The organism is Belnapia mucosa, assembly GCF_016775475.1.
Taxonomy (GTDB): Bacteria; Pseudomonadota; Alphaproteobacteria; order Acetobacterales; family Acetobacteraceae; genus Belnapia; species Belnapia mucosa.
The window spans coordinates 96,238-110,353 of the sequence record NZ_JAEUXJ010000012.1 but is presented as its reverse complement, the minus strand read 5'-3'; the positions used below and the strand labels follow the sequence as shown (position 1 = coordinate 110,353).

The following is a 14,116-nucleotide window of genomic DNA, read 5'->3' as shown; positions in this document are numbered from 1 at the left end:
GCAATGGCCTGCTGGGACGCCGAGAGATCGAGCAATGGGTCGCATTACTCGACGAACCCTGCGATTTCGAATTGAAGAAAGGGAGTTGCTCGGATCCTCGGGCCAGTCGCGGCAGAAGTATTGATTTATCTCAAGGATCAGGCCAGGGACAAAGCAGACTATATACCCCTTACTGATGCAGCAACGCACAGAAGGGATGGGAGGAAGCCATGGCCAAGATTGGCGACGAGCCTGGCCTGGGCAACAACGTCATTTTCGGCACAAGTGGTGACGACGTCTTCTTGTTCGGCGACGTCGCCACCCTTGGGCCCGGGATGCATGGCGGCAACGACATCGTGGACGCCCTGCGTGGCGACGACCGCGGCATCACCGGCGACGCGATCGACATGGTCGGCGATGCCCGCGGCGGGAACGACATCGTCAGGGGCGGCCCAGGCAACGACTCCTTCCCGGCGCCCGGCACGTCCGGCCCCGTTGGCATCTCCGGTGACGCCATGAACATGCGCGGCGACTCCCGCGGCGGCAACGACATGGTCGATGGCGGCCCGGGCAATGACTGGGTCCAGGGCGACGCCAGCGGCATGTTCGACAACAGCCGCGGCGCCAACGACGTGGTGCTTGGTGGTCCTGGCGATGACGTGCTCTGGGGCGACGCCTCCATGCTGCAGGACAACGCCCGGGGCGGCAACGACTTGGTCATCGGCGGTCCCGGCAATGACACCATCTGGGGTGACGGCAACCTTTTGGATCCGACGACGCATGGCGGACCAGCTGGTCGGCGGCCCGGACAGCGATGGCTTCCTGTTCCAGGGCGCCTTCGGCCATGATGTTGTCTGGGACTTCACCCAGGGCGAGGATAAATTAGGCTTCTCCGTCCTCGGCACCGGCTATCTGGACCTGGCCGACCTGCACATCGCCCAGATCGCCGGTGGCACGTTCATTACCGTCGAGGACGGCACCACCATGGGCAGCGTCGCCCTGGCCGGCTTCACCGGCACGCTCACCCAGGCCGACCTCTTCGCCTGAGTCCCGCCCGGCGCCACCACGGTGCTGCTGCTGGTCCTGAGTGTCTTCACCGGATCGGCGGCTTCCTCGGCATCTATCTGCCGGGCGCTCTCGCCCTGGCCTGCACCGGCCTGATCTTCCCGAATGCCGCGGCGGGCGCCACCGCCGCGGGCCTGGCGCGGCCGCGGGCCTAGCCCTGCGCCGGGGGCCGTCTACACTCGCCCCGGCAGCGCAGGATGGCAGCGATGAGCGATATGGCGCACGATCTCGACCCGGTCACCCTCGAGATCTACTGGAACCGCCTGATCTCGGCGGCGGATGAGGCGGCGACGGGGCTGCTGCGCACCGCCTTCTCCACGATCGTCCGGGAGTCGAACGACTTCGCCACGGTGCTGATGGACCGCAACGGCGACAGCATCAGCGAGAATACCGGCGGCCTCGCCTCCTTCTCCTGCATCCTGCCGCGCACGACCAAGGAATTCCTCCGCCGCGTCCCGGCCGAGGCCTGGCGGCCGGGTGATGTTATGGTGACCAACGATCCCTGGCTCGCCACCGGCCACCTGCCGGACTTCACCGTCGTCACCGGCATCTTCCATCGTGGCAGGCTGGTCGGCTTCTCCGGCTCCATCGCCCATTCGCCGGATGTGGGCGGCGCGCTCTGGGCCGCGGATTGCCGCGACATCTTCGAGGAAGGCATCCGCATCCCGCCCGGCCATCTGTTGCGGGACGGGCAATGGAACGCGCAGATGCTCGACATCCTGCTCGGCAATGTCCGCGTGCCGCGCCAGGTGCAGGGCGATCTGCAGGCGCAAGTGGTGGCGGCCGAGGTCGGCGCGCGCCGCGTCGCAGAATTCCTCGAGGATGCCGGCCTCGCGGATCTCCAGGCGCTCTCGGCCGCGTTGCACGAACGGGCCGACCGCGCCATGCGCCGCGCCATCACCGCCATGCCGGATGGCAGCTGGGCGGCCGAGATCGCCGCCGACGGCTTCGACGAGAAGCATACGCGCATCGCCTGCCGCGTCACCGTGCAGGGCGAGACCATGGCGATCGACTATGCCGGCACCAGCCCGCAGATCGACCGCGGCATCAATTGCGTCATGAACTACACCCATGCCTATTCGGTCTATCCGGTGAAATGCGCGCTCGATCCCTTCACCCCGCGCAATGAGGGCTCCTACCAGGCGATCAGCGTGACGGCGCCGGAGCGGAGCATCCTCAACCCGGTCTATCCGGCGCCGGTCAGCGCCCGGCAGCTCACCGGCCATCTGCTGGCGGGCGCCATCTACAAGGCCCTGGCGCAGGCGATCCCGGAGAAGGTCATCGCCGAATGCGGCGGCGCGCCGACCATGCGGGCGCTGTTCAGCGGCACCGGGCGGGACGGCGCCAGCTTCTCCCAGGTGCTCTTCGCCAGCGGCGGCATGGGGGCCTGCCCGCATAAGGACGGCATGTCGGCCACCGCCTTCCCGACCAATGTCGGCGCCGGCAGCATCGAGGCCTATGAGAGCGTGGCGCCGATCATCGTCTGGACCAAGCGGCTGCGGATGGATTCCGGCGGGGTCGGCGCCCATCGCGGCGGGCTCGGCCAGGAGATCGAGCTGGAGGTGGATACGCCCGATCCCGTCCGCCTCTCGCTGATCTCCGACCGGCACGACAACCCGGCGGGCGGGCTGCTGGGCGGTGGGCCCGGCGGGCCAGCCCGCATCACCTTCCGCGACGGCACCCGGCCGCATCCGAAATCCCGCACCACCGTCCCGGGCGGGGAGAGGGTGACGCTGCTCTATGCCGGCGGCGGCGGCTATGGCGACCCCAAGGCACGGCCGCGGGAGGCGGTGCTGCACGACCTGCGGCACGGCTACATCTCGGCGGCAACGGCGCGCGATGTCTATGGGGTGGAGGAATGAGCGCGATGTTCCCCAATGCCACCCCCACTGCCCGCGTTGGCGTCGATGTCGGCGGCACCTTCACCGATCTCGTCCTGCACGACCCGGCACGCAACCTGGTCCGCACCGGCAAGCTGCTGACGACGCCCGAGGATCCGAGCGAGGCCATCCTCGCCGGCATCGCCCGCATCCTGCGCGAGGCCGGGCTGCGGCCGGAAGACGTCCACAGCGTCATCCACGGCACCACCCTCGTCACCAACACCATCATCGAGCGCACCGGCGCCAGGGTCGGGCTGCTGACCACGGACGGCTTCCGCGACACGATCGAGATCGGGCGGGAGACGCGCTACGACCTCTATGACCTGTTCCTGGAAACGCCGGCCCTGCTGGTGCCGCGCGCCCTGCGCCTCGAAATTCCCGAACGCATCGCCGCCGATGGCCGCGTGCTGAAGCCGCTGGACGAGGCCGCGGTCGCCGCCGCGGCGCGGCAGCTGGTGGAGGCGGAGGGCGCCGAGGCCATCGCGGTCGGCTTCCTCCATTCCTACCATGCGCCGCTGCACGAGGTGCGGGCGGGCGAGATCATTCGTGGCCTCTATCCCGGCCTGCCCATCTCGCTCTCGGCCGAGGTGGCGCCCGAGATCCGGGAATTCGAGCGCATCTCGACCGCCTGCGCCAACGCCTATGTGCAGCCGCTGATGGCCCGATACCTGGATCGGGTGCGATCCTCGCTCGCCGCCACCGGCTTTCGCGGACAGCTCTACATCATGCTCTCGGGCGGCGGCATCACCACCCTGCGGGAAGCGAAGGACTTTCCCATCCGGCTGATCGAATCCGGCCCCGCCGCCGGCGCCATGGCCGCCGCCTTCATCGCCCGGCTCGCCGGGCTCGACCATGTCGTCTCCTTCGATATGGGCGGCACCACGGCGAAGATGTGCCTCGTCGACCACCAGGAGCCGAACCACAAATTCGAATTCGAGGCCGGACGGGTGCGCCGCTTCCAGCGCGGCTCCGGCCTGCCGCTCAAGGTCTCGGTGGTGGACATGATCGAGATCGGCGCCGGCGGCGGCAGCCTGGCGCGGATCGACCCGGGCTCTGGCCTGATGAAGGTCGGGCCACGCAGCGCCGGCGCCCGGCCGGGCCCGGTCTGCTACGGCCGCGGCGGGACGGAACCCGCCGTGACCGATGCCGACCTGCTGCTCGGCCGGCTCGACCCTGCCTATTTCCTTGGCGGCGAGATGGCGCTCGACCTCGCGCCGGTGCGGGAGGCCTTCGCCACCCGCATCACCGCCGAGACCGGCATCGGGGTGGAAGGGGCGGCGCTCGGCGTGCAGCGCATCGTCGATGAGACCATGGCCTCGGCGACGCGGATGCATCTGGCGGAGAAGGGGAAGGACCCCCGCCGCTACACCATGGTCGCCTTCGGCGGCGCCGGGCCGGTGCATGCCTGGAACCTGGCGCGGCTGCTGAAGATCGGCCGGGTGGTGGTGCCGCTTGGCGCCGGGGTCGCCTCGGCGCTCGGCTTCCTGGTGGCGCCGCCGGCGACCGACATGGTCCGCAGCTATGTGGCGCGGCTGGAGGCGCTGGACTGGGCGCGGGTGAATGCCCTGTTGGCCGGGATGCGCGCCGAGGGCGAGGCGCTGCTGACCGAGGCGGGCGCTGCCCCGGACCGGATCACCTACCGCCCCGTCGCCGAGATGCGCCATGTCGGCCAGGGCTTCGAGATTCCGGTGCCGCTGCCGGGCCTGACGCTCTCCGCCGCCGACCTGCCGGCCATCCGGAGCGCCTTCTTCGCGGCCTATCGTGCCCGCTTCGAGCGGGTGGTGGAGGAGAGCCCGATCGAGGCGCTGAGCTGGCGGCTGGCCTGCGCCGCGCCGGGCGGGAGCATCGACCTCGCCGGCGCCGTGCCGGCGGAGGCGGGCGCCGCGCCGCCCGGCCCGCGGGCGCATCGCCGGGTGCTGTTCGAGGGGGCGGGTTGGCTGGATTGCCCGGTCCATGACCGCTACGCCTTGCCGGTCGGGGCGCGCCTCACGGGCCCGGCGCTGGTCGAGGAGCGGGAATCCACCTGCGTCATCGGCCCCGGCGCCACGGCCGAGGTCGATGCCTGGCGGAACCTGGTGATTACGCTGGCCTAGCCGCCCGGATCGCGCCCCAGATCTTCGCCGGCGTCACCGGCATGTCGAGCGTCGTGACGCCGAGCGGCGCGAGGGCATCCAGCACCGCATGCATCACCGTCTGCGGCGCGCCGATGCAGCCCGCCTGGCCAGACCCCTTCACGCCCAGCCGGTTCGACTGCGTCGGCACCTCGACCAGGCGGATATCGAGCGGCGGCAGGTCGGCGGCACGCGGCAGCACATAGTCCATGAAGGAGGCGGTGAGGAGCTGCGCCGAATCGGGGTCGTAGGCCACCTCCTCGAACAGCGCCTGGCCGATCCCCTGGGCCAGCCCGCCCTGCACCTGGCCGAGGGTCAGCATCGGGTTGATCAGGCGCCCGTAGTCATCGACGGCGGTGTAGCGGTCGAGATGCAGGAGGCCGGTCTCCGGGTCGATCTCGACCTCGGCGATCTGGCAGCCATTCGGGAAGGTGACGAGGTCGAGGTCGCTATCCACCTCGGCATCGAGCGGGCTGCTCGCCTCCCGCGCCGCCGCGGCGAGGTCGAGCAGGCCGATGCCGCGGCCCGGATCGCCGGCCACGGCGAAGCGCCCGGCCGCGAATTCCAGCGCCGCCGCATCCGCCTGCAGCAGTTGCGCCGCCAGGTGCCGTGCCTTGGCCAGCACGGCATCGATCGCCCGCACCAGCGCCTCGCCGCCCATATGCAGGGACCGGGCGCCGCCATGGCCCTGGCCGCGCGCCACCGCCGCCGTATCCGCCTGCACCAGGCGGAAGGCCTCGACCGGCAGGCCGAGCAGGTCGGCGGCGACCTGCGGGAAGCTGGTCTCATGCCCCTGGCCGTTGGATTGCGTGCCGAGGGCGAGCTCCACGCTGCCATCCGCCGGGAAGCGCACTGCCGCCCATTCGCCCGGCGCACCGCGCGAGGTTTCCAGGAAGCAGGCGAGGCCGAGGCCGCGCAGCAGCCCCCGCGCTTCGGCGGCAGCGCGGCGGGCGGCGAAGCCGGCGATATCGGCCGCCTGCATGGCGCGGTCGAGATTGGCGGTGAACTCGCCACCATCGACCAGCATCCCCATCGCCGTGCGATAGGGGAATTCGGCGATCAGGTTCCGTCGCCGCAACTCGGCGGGCGCCAGGCCGAGGCGCCGCGCGGCGAGATCGACCAGCCGCTCGATCGCGTAATTCGCCTCCGGCTTGCCGGCGCCGCGATAGGCATCGATGGGGACGGTATTGGTGAAGACGCCCTGCACCTCCATCAGGACGGCCGGAATGGCATAGAGCCCGCCCATCGCCGCCCCCGGCGCGGTGGTGGAACTGCCGGGCCCGCTGCTGGACATGTAGGCGCCGAGATTGGCCACCGTCTCGACATGCAGGCCGAGGAAGCGGCCTGCCTCATCCAGTGCCAGACGCGCCCGGGTGCGGTTGTCGCGCCCCTGGACGGTGGCGAGGAAATCCTCCGTCCGGTCCCCGGTCCAGCGCACCGGTCGGCCGAGCCGCCGCGCTGCGACGAGGACGAGGACATATTCGGGGAAGACGAAATTCTTGGCGCCGAACCCGCCCCCGACATCGGGCGCCACCACCCGCACCCGGTCGCGCGGCAGGCGGAGAATGCTGTCGGCCAGCTGGTCGCGCATGGCATGCACGCCCTGGCCGGTCGCCTCCAGCAGGAAGGATTGCGTGGCGGGGTCGTAGCGGCCGATGGCGGCGCGCGGCTCCATCGGCGCCGCGGTGACGCGGTTGTTGACCAGGTCGAGCGAGATGATGCTGGCGGCGCGGGCGAAAGCCGCCGTCACCGCCGCCGGATCGCCCTTGCGGAAGCGGTAGGAGAGATTGCCCGGCGCCTCCGGCCAGAGCTGCGGCGCGCCCGGGGCCAGGGCGGCGGCGGCATCGGCCACGGCCGGCAGGATCTCATACTCGACGGCGATCGCCTCGGCCGCATCGCGCGCCGCGGCCGCGGTCTCGGCGATGACGCAGGCGACCGGGTCGCCGACATGGCGCACCGCGCCCTCGGCGAGGGCCGGGCGCGGCGGGGCGATGAGTGGCGTCTCGGTCGCCACCTTGGCGGTGCAGGGCAGGGGGCCGATCCCTTCCTCTCGCAGCTCCGCCGCGGTCAGCACCAGCTGCACGCCTGGCATGGCCCGCGCCGCCGCCACGTCCAGCGAGAGGATGCGCGCATGCGCATGCGGCGAGCGCAGCAGCACCGCATGCAGCGCGCCCTGCACCGGGATGTCCTCGACGAAGCGGCCGGCGCCGCGCAGGAAGCGATCATCCTCCAGCCGGCGGCGGGAGGTGCCGCGTTCGGCGACCGGGGCGGGGAGTGCAGGGGGTGTCATGCCCGGCAGCTTGGCACGGCCGCGGCCGGGCTGGAATCAGTCCCGCGCCACCGCCACCAGCGCGGTCGCCGGCGCATCGCCGATGCGGCGCAGCCGGTGCGGCAGATGGCCGGCGAATTCCGCCGCATCGCCGGCCGAGAGCTGCAGGCTGCGATCGGCGAAGGCCAGCTCGATCCGGCCTTCGAGCACATAAAGCAGCTCCTGCCCGCCATGGTCCTGCGCGCCTTCCTCGGCGAATTCGGCGGGCGGATGGATCAGGAAGGCGGCCAGCGGGCCGGAGCCCTCGGTCAGCATCTGCATCGGGGCGGCCCGGCGGCGGCTGGCGCGGGTGATGCGCACCGCATCGGCTGGCAGGGTCTCACCCAGCAATTCGGCGACCGAGACGCCGAGGCTACCGGCCAGCCGCAAGAGGGTGGCGATGGAGGGCGCCTTCTGCCCCCGCTCCAACCGCGAGAGATAGCCCTTGTCCAGCCCCACCGCCTCGGCCAGCGCATCCAGCGTCAGGCCGCGCGCCTGGCGCAGCCGGCGGAGCTGCGGGCCGAGGATGCCGGTGGCGGTCGGTGTCTCGCTCACAGGTCCAGCACCAGGCGCGGGCCGGCGCAGCCGGCGACGCAGGCCATGCAGTCGGTGGCGCGCTCCGCCGGCTTCAGCACCCGGTCGCGGTGGATCGGCGGGCCTTCCAGCCAGCGCACCCGGCAGGCGCCGCAGATGCCGCCCTCGCAACTCGCCTCGACCGCGGCGCCGAGGGCGCGCAGCGCGGGCAGCAACGGGGTGCCGGCGGGCAGGTCCATGCTGCGGCCGCTGCGGGCGAGGACCAGGGTGAAGGGCCGGGCATCCGGCGCCGGGGCGAGGGGCGGCGGGACGAAATGCTCGACCTGGGCCTGCTCGACGGGCCAGATCGCCTCGAAATCCGCCAGCAGCCCGGCGGGGCCGCAGGCATAGGCCTGCACCCCTGTCTCCGGCGGGCCGAGCAGGGCGGCGAGATCGGGCCGGCCGGCGCCCGTGTCGTGCAGGACGGCTTGGCCGCGGGCGAGCAGCGGGGCGAGCTGCGCCGGCATCGGCACGGCGCCGCGATGCAGGACGTGCAACAGGTAGTCGCCCCCGGCGCGGTCCAGCGCCGCCGCCATCGAGAGGAAGGGCGTGACACCGATGCCGCCGGCCAGGAACAGGTGCCGCCGCGCCCCCGCCGCCAGCGGGAAGGTGCAGCGTGGCAAGGAGACGGAGAGCTCCCCGCCCACCGCCAGCCCGTCATGCAGCCAGGCGGAGCCGCCGCGGCCCGCATCCTCCCGCTTCACCGCCACGCGCCAGCGATCCGCCTCGGCCGGGTCGCCGCAGAGGGAATAGGCCCGCACCAGCCCGTTCGGCAGGTGCAGGTCGATATGCGCGCCGGGCCGGAAGCGGGGCAGGGGCCAGCCATCCGGGTCCATCAGGGTCAACAGCCGGATGCCGGGCCCGGCCGGCTCCGCGGCCCGAAGGATGGTGCGGATATGCCTCAAGCGGGGCGGATCGGGTCGCCGAGCCGCACCGTGCCGCCTTCCAGGATGCGGCAGTTGAGGCCGGAGCGGTTGATCATCGGGTCGAAGACCGGCTTGTCCAGGATCTCCTCGATATGCCGGCAGGGGATGGAGAGGCGCGTCGCTTCCAGCAGGCAGTCGCCCAGGCGGAAGCGGCGGCCGACGAGGTGCGTCAGCGGCACGCCGCGCGTGGTGACGTTGCGGCGGTGCTCCTCCGGCAGCAGCTCGATCCCATGGTCACGGCGGATCGCCTCCAGCGCCTCCTCCTCGAACAGGGTGACCTGGCGGCCGGGCTCGGGCTTGGCGGAATAGAAACCCTCCTCCGTCCCGATCCGGTAGCGGTCGCCGAGGATGCCCTCGCCGGCGATCAGCTCGATCGCCTCCATGGCGCGCATGGGCAGGAAGGCCCGGGCGGTGATGTGCAGATGCGCGACGGTGCCGAGCCAGGTGGGGGTGACGGCCATGCGGATGCTCCGGCTTTGGGCAACATGTTGCCCGACAGACAGCCAAATGCCACGCCCGGGGCGCGGATTCAAGCGGTGCCGGACTGGCACCAGCCTTGCAACCAGCCCGGTGAGACAGGAGGCCCCACCATGCAGCGTCGCTTCATGCTTGCCGCCGGCGCCACCGCGCCGCTCGCCCTCGCCGCGCCCTTGGCCGCGCCGGCCATCGCCCAGACCCTGCCGGAGCTGCGCTGGCGGCTGACCAGCAGCTTCCCCCGCAGCCTCGACATCACCTATTCCACCAGCGAATACATGTGCCGGATGGTGGGCGAGATGACGGATGGCCGCTTCCGCATCACCCCCTTCGCCGCCGGGGAGATCGCGCCGGCCCTGCAGGCGATGGATGCGGTGCAGTCCGGCGGCGTGGAAATGGCGCATACCGGCGGGCTGTTCTTCACCGGCAAGAACAGCGCGCTGGCCTTCTCCACCACCGTGCCCTTCATGCTGAATGTCCGCCAGCAGCATGCCTGGTTCTTTCATGGCGGCGGCAACGAAATGCTGAACGCCGTCTACAAGGACTTCAACATTCACGCCCTGCCCTGCGGCAATACCGGCAACCAGATGGGCGGCTGGTTCCGCAAGGAGATCCGCTCGGCCGAGGATCTGAAGGGGCTGAAATTCCGCGTCGCCGGGCTTGCCGGCAATGTGATGCAGAAGGTCGGCGTGGTGCCGCAGCAGATCGCCCCGGGCGACATCTACCCGGCGCTGGAGCGGGGGACGATCGACGGCGTCGAATATATCGGCCCCTATGACGATGCGAAGCTCGGCTTCAACAAGGTCGCCCGCAACTACTACTATCCGGGCTGGGGCGAGGGCGGCGCGATCTTCCACGCCTTCGTGAACCTGCAACGCTGGCAGGAGCTGCCGCCGGCCTACCGCGCCGCGATCGAGACCGCCAGCACCGCCGCCACCACCTGGATGCTGGCGCAGTACGACTGGAAGAATGTCGATGCGCTCTACCGGCTGGTCGCCGAGGGCGTGCAGCTCCGCGCCTTCCCGAACGAGGTCATCGATACGCTCTACCGGGCGACAGGGGAGGTCTTCGCCGAGGCCTCCGCCGCCAATCCGCAGTTCAAAGCCCTGCTGGACAGCCAGGCCGCCTTCCGCGACCGCCACTACGCCTATCATCAGGTCTCGGATTACGCTTTCGACAGCATGATGATCCGGCTGCGCCGGCAGCAGGGGCGATAGCCTGCTGGGCCCAGCCCTGTAGCCTTTTGTGGCTTGCGCGCGGCTGGGCTTGGCCCTTCAAATGCAGCTGTCCAGGATGAATCGCGGTTGACCCGGAATCGGGCGCCAGGGCCGCGAAGGGAGGTTGCATGGGGAGAGGGCGCAGTGACTCGCGGCTGCGTGGGCCCACCATTCCGCTTCGGGGTGGCTAGGGCGCATGGCGCTGCTCGAGGTTCGCGATGTGGTCGTCCGCTTCGGCGGCGTCACCGCCGTGGCCGGTGTCTCCTTCGATGTGGAGGAGCGGCAGATCTGCGGGCTGATCGGCCCGAACGGGGCCGGCAAGACCACCCTCTTCAACGTCATCAGCGGCATCTACAAGCCGACCGAGGGCGAGGTCCGCTTCGCCGGCCAGATGGCGACCGGCCTGCCGCGGCACCGCATGGCCCCGCTTGGCCTCGGCCGCACCTTCCAGAACCTGGCGCTGTTCCGCAGCATGACGGTGCGGGAGAATATCCTGGCCGGCGCCCATGCCGAGGGCCGGGCCGGCTTCCTCGCCAATGCGCTGCGCCTGCCGGCCGCCCGGCGGGAGGAGCAGGCCGCCGCCGAGCATGCCCGCTCCCTCCTCGCCCTGCTGGATCTGGAAGCGGTGGCGGAGGTGCCGGTCGCGGCGCTGCCCTTCGGCACCCAAAAGCGGGTCGAGATGGCCCGCGCCCTGATCTCGAAGCCGAAGCTGCTGCTGCTGGATGAGCCGGCGGGCGGGCTGAACCATGGCGAGGTCGACGGCCTCGCCCAGCGTCTGCGCGAGGTGAAGCGGAACTTCAACCTGAGCATCCTGCTGGTCGAGCACCACATGAATCTCGTCATGCGCGTCTCCGACAAGGTGGTGGCGCTGGATTTCGGCAAGAAGATCGCCGACGGGTCGCCGGCCGAGGTGCGGGCCGATCCGGAGGTGATCCGCGCCTATCTCGGGGCGGAGGCGACGGCGCATGCTGCTTGAGGTCAAGGGCATGCAGGCCGGCTACGGCCAGACCCATGTGCTGCACGGGCTCGATTTCGTCGTCGAGGCAGGCGGCGTCACCGCGCTGCTCGGCGCTAATGGCGCGGGCAAGACGACGACGCTGCGCGCCATCTGCGGCATGGTCCGCACCGAGGGCGACATCACCTTCCGCGGCGAGCGGATCACCGGGCGCGCGACCGAGGACATCGCCCGGCGCGGCCTCGCCCATGTGCCGGACGGGCGCGGCACCTTCATGGAGCTCTCGGTCGAGGAGAATTTCCGCCTCGGCGCCTATGTCCGGCGCGATCCGGAGGTGCGGGCCGATTTCGAGCGCATGTTCGAGTGGTTTCCCCGCCTCAAGCAGCGCTGGCGGCAGCAGGCCGGCACGCTCTCGGGCGGGGAGCAGCAGATGCTGGCGATCGCCCGCGCCCTGCTGCTGCGGCCGAAGCTGCTGCTGCTGGACGAGCCGAGCTTCGGCCTCGCGCCGCTGATCGTGCAGGAGATCTTCGGGATCATGCGCCGCATCCGGGAGGAGAGCGGCGTCGGCATCCTGCTGGTCGAGCAGAACGCCAACCTCGCCCTCGAACTCGCCGACCGGGCCTATCTGCTGGAGACCGGCCGCATCGTCGTCGCCGGGCCCGCCGCCGAGATCCGCGAGGACGAGGCCATCCGCCGTTCCTATCTGGGGTACTGAGACGCATGGACGGCTTCGCGCACCAGATCATCGCCGGCATCGCCACGGGGGGCATCTATGCCTCGGTCGCGCTGGCCCTGGTGATGATCTACCAGGCCACGCATCACGTGAATTTCGCGCAAGGCGAGATGGCCACGCTCTCGACCTTCATCGCCTGGGCGATGGTGGAGGCGGGCATCCCCTATTGGCTCGCCTTCGTCGCCACCGTGCTGGTCTCCTTCATCATCGGCGTGCTGGTCGAGCGGCTGCTGATGCGGCCGGTGCAGAATGCGCCGGTGCTGACCCATGTCGGCGTCTTCATCGGGCTGCTGCTGATCGTCGGCAACATGACGGGCTGGATCTTCGGCTACACCACCAAGGTCTTCCCGAGCCCCTTCACCAGCAGCGGGCCGCTGATGGGCGGCCTCATCTCGGCGCATGAGCTGGGCAGCACGGCGGTGACGCTGGTGGTGCTGACCCTGGTCTTCCTCTTCTTCCGCTACACCTCGCTCGGCCTCGCCATGCGGGCGGCGGCCTATAACCCGCGCTCGGCCCGGCTGGTCGGCATCCGGGTCGGCTGGATGCTGGCGCTGGGCTGGGGACTGGCGGCGGCGATCGGGGCGGTGGCGGGGATGATGGTGGCGCCGGTCGTCTTCCTCGACCCGACCATGATGACCGGCATCCTGCTCTATGCCTTCGCCGGCGCGCTGATCGGCGGCATCGACAACCCGCTCGGCGCCGTGATCGGCGGCTTTGCCGTCGGCGTGCTGGAGAACCTGGCCGGCGCCTATGTGGTCGGCACCGAGCTGAAGCTGACCGTTGCCTTGGCAATCATCATCGGCGTGCTGGTCGTCCGGCCCTCGGGCCTGCTCGGCCGCGTCGTCGCCAGCAGGGTGTGAGGGGCGGATGAGCGCGAGCGAGAACATCCCCCTTCCCGCCGGCCTCACCGCCGCGGCGCGGCCCAGCCTTGCCGGCTGGCAGCGCGGGCTGCTGGTGGTGGCGGGCGCGGTGGTCGCCATCGCCCCGGCCTTCCTGCTGGAAAGCTTCCAGCTCTTCCAGCTCACCACGGCGGTGATCATGGGGCTCGCGGTGCTCGGGCTGAACATGGTCACCGGCTATAACGGCCAGATCTCGCTGGGGCATGGCGCCTTCTACGCCCTTGGCGCCTATTCCACCGCCATCCTGATGTCGCATCTCGACTGGTCCTTCTGGGCGACGCTGCCGGTCTCGGCCGCGGTCTGCGGGCTGGTCGGCTATGGCATCGGCTTCCCGGCGCTGCGGCTCGGCGGGCTCTACCTGGCGCTGACCACCTTCTCGCTCGCGGTCGCGGTGCCGCAGATCCTGAAATACAAGGCCTTCGAGGACTGGACCGGCGGCGTGCAGGGGCTGTTCCTGGTGAAGCCGGATGCCCCGGCCTGGCTGCCGGGCGAACTGACCTCGGACCAGTGGATGTATTTCGTCGCGGTCATCGTCGCCGCCGCCTGCTTCCTGCTCTGCTGGAACCTCATCCGGGGTCGCATCGGCCGGGCGCTGATGGCGACGCGCGACCATCCGGTGGCGGCCGAGGCCATGGGCATGGACATCGCCACGCTGAAGACCCGCGCCTTCGCCGTCAGCGCCATGGTGACGGGCATCGCCGGCTCGCTCTCGGCCGTGGCGATCGAATTCGTAGCACCTGACAGCTTCTCCCTGATGGTGTCCATCACGCTCTTCGTCGGCATGGTGGTGGGCGGCGTCGCCTCCATCCTCGGCTCGCTGTTTGGTGGGCTCTTCGTGATCTTCGTGCCCAATATCGCCGAGGCCATCTCCAAGGCGGCGCCGGGCGTGATCTACGGCATCATCCTCATCGCCTTCCTCTTCATCCTGCCGGATGGCTTCGCCGGGCTGCTGCGCCGCATTGCGGGGCGGCTGCGCCGGCGCGGCTGACGGCACAA

13 protein-coding genes are annotated in these 14,116 nt (G+C 70.7%); 9 read left to right on the top strand and 4 right to left on the bottom strand.

Features of this window, described 5'->3' with window-relative positions; genetic code table 11:
- Positions 1-209 precede the first annotated feature (209 nt).
- From JMJ55_RS22765 to JMJ55_RS22750, 4 genes are all read left to right on the top strand, one after another.
- The gene (locus tag JMJ55_RS22765; RefSeq protein ID WP_202827903.1) at positions 210-827 is read left to right on the top strand and encodes a calcium-binding protein; all 618 of its coding nucleotides are present in this window, start codon (positions 210-212) and stop codon (positions 825-827) included.
- Positions 760-1,026 carry a hypothetical protein gene (locus JMJ55_RS22760; RefSeq protein WP_202827902.1) on the top strand — a complete coding sequence of 89 codons (267 nt, stop codon included), beginning with the start codon at positions 760-762 and terminating at the stop codon, positions 1,024-1,026. Before JMJ55_RS22765 ends, JMJ55_RS22760 begins: the two co-directional genes overlap by 68 nt.
- Before the next feature lie 224 nt (positions 1,027-1,250).
- Positions 1,251-2,906: a hydantoinase B/oxoprolinase family protein gene (locus tag JMJ55_RS22755; protein ID WP_202827901.1), complete on the top strand. Its 1,656-nt coding sequence runs from the start codon at positions 1,251-1,253 to the stop codon at positions 2,904-2,906.
- Complete coding sequence (locus tag JMJ55_RS22750) at positions 2,903-5,017, top strand: hydantoinase/oxoprolinase family protein (RefSeq protein WP_236033937.1); 2,115 nt, start codon at positions 2,903-2,905, stop codon at positions 5,015-5,017. The genes JMJ55_RS22755 and JMJ55_RS22750 overlap by 4 nt, the downstream gene beginning before the upstream one ends.
- Here JMJ55_RS22750 and JMJ55_RS22745 read toward each other — a convergent pair.
- From JMJ55_RS22745 to JMJ55_RS22730, 4 genes are read right to left on the bottom strand one after another with little or no spacing between them, the layout of a single operon-like run.
- Entirely contained in the window at positions 5,004-7,325 is a 2,322-nt protein-coding gene (locus JMJ55_RS22745; RefSeq protein WP_202827900.1) for a xanthine dehydrogenase family protein molybdopterin-binding subunit, read from the bottom strand. The two genes, JMJ55_RS22750 and JMJ55_RS22745, sit on opposite strands and share 14 nt — an antisense overlap.
- A 36-nt stretch (positions 7,326-7,361) precedes the next feature.
- On the bottom strand, positions 7,362-7,898 hold the full coding sequence (locus JMJ55_RS22740) for a helix-turn-helix domain-containing protein (protein ID WP_202827899.1): 537 nt from the start codon (positions 7,896-7,898) through the stop codon (positions 7,362-7,364).
- Positions 7,895-8,821 carry a PDR/VanB family oxidoreductase gene (locus tag JMJ55_RS22735; protein WP_202827898.1) on the bottom strand — a complete coding sequence of 309 codons (927 nt, stop codon included), beginning with the start codon at positions 8,819-8,821 and terminating at the stop codon, positions 7,895-7,897. Before JMJ55_RS22735 ends, JMJ55_RS22740 begins: the two co-directional genes overlap by 4 nt.
- Positions 8,818-9,303 (bottom strand): MOSC domain-containing protein, encoded by a 486-nt coding sequence (locus JMJ55_RS22730; RefSeq protein ID WP_202827897.1) that lies wholly within the window; start codon positions 9,301-9,303, stop codon positions 8,818-8,820. Before JMJ55_RS22730 ends, JMJ55_RS22735 begins: the two co-directional genes overlap by 4 nt.
- A 129-nt stretch (positions 9,304-9,432) precedes the next feature.
- On the opposite strand from JMJ55_RS22730, the gene JMJ55_RS22725 reads away from it, so the two are divergent.
- The 5 genes from JMJ55_RS22725 (at position 9,433) to JMJ55_RS22705 (ending at position 14,108) form a co-directional block, all read left to right on the top strand.
- Positions 9,433-10,533, top strand: coding sequence for a TRAP transporter substrate-binding protein (locus JMJ55_RS22725; RefSeq protein ID WP_202827896.1), 1,101 nt, complete (start codon positions 9,433-9,435; stop codon positions 10,531-10,533).
- A gap of 196 nt (positions 10,534-10,729) precedes the next feature.
- Entirely contained in the window at positions 10,730-11,509 is a 780-nt protein-coding gene (locus JMJ55_RS22720) for an ABC transporter ATP-binding protein (RefSeq protein WP_202827895.1), read from the top strand.
- Positions 11,499-12,203 carry an ABC transporter ATP-binding protein gene (locus JMJ55_RS22715; RefSeq protein WP_202827894.1) on the top strand — a complete coding sequence of 235 codons (705 nt, stop codon included), beginning with the start codon at positions 11,499-11,501 and terminating at the stop codon, positions 12,201-12,203. The genes JMJ55_RS22720 and JMJ55_RS22715 overlap by 11 nt, the downstream gene beginning before the upstream one ends.
- Before the next feature lie 5 nt (positions 12,204-12,208).
- Entirely contained in the window at positions 12,209-13,081 is an 873-nt protein-coding gene (locus JMJ55_RS22710) for a branched-chain amino acid ABC transporter permease (protein WP_202827893.1), read from the top strand.
- A gap of 7 nt (positions 13,082-13,088) precedes the next feature.
- A complete protein-coding gene (locus tag JMJ55_RS22705; RefSeq protein WP_202827892.1) occupies positions 13,089-14,108 on the top strand; it encodes a branched-chain amino acid ABC transporter permease in 1,020 nt (339 codons plus the stop codon).
- Positions 14,109-14,116: the final 8 nt, after the last annotated feature.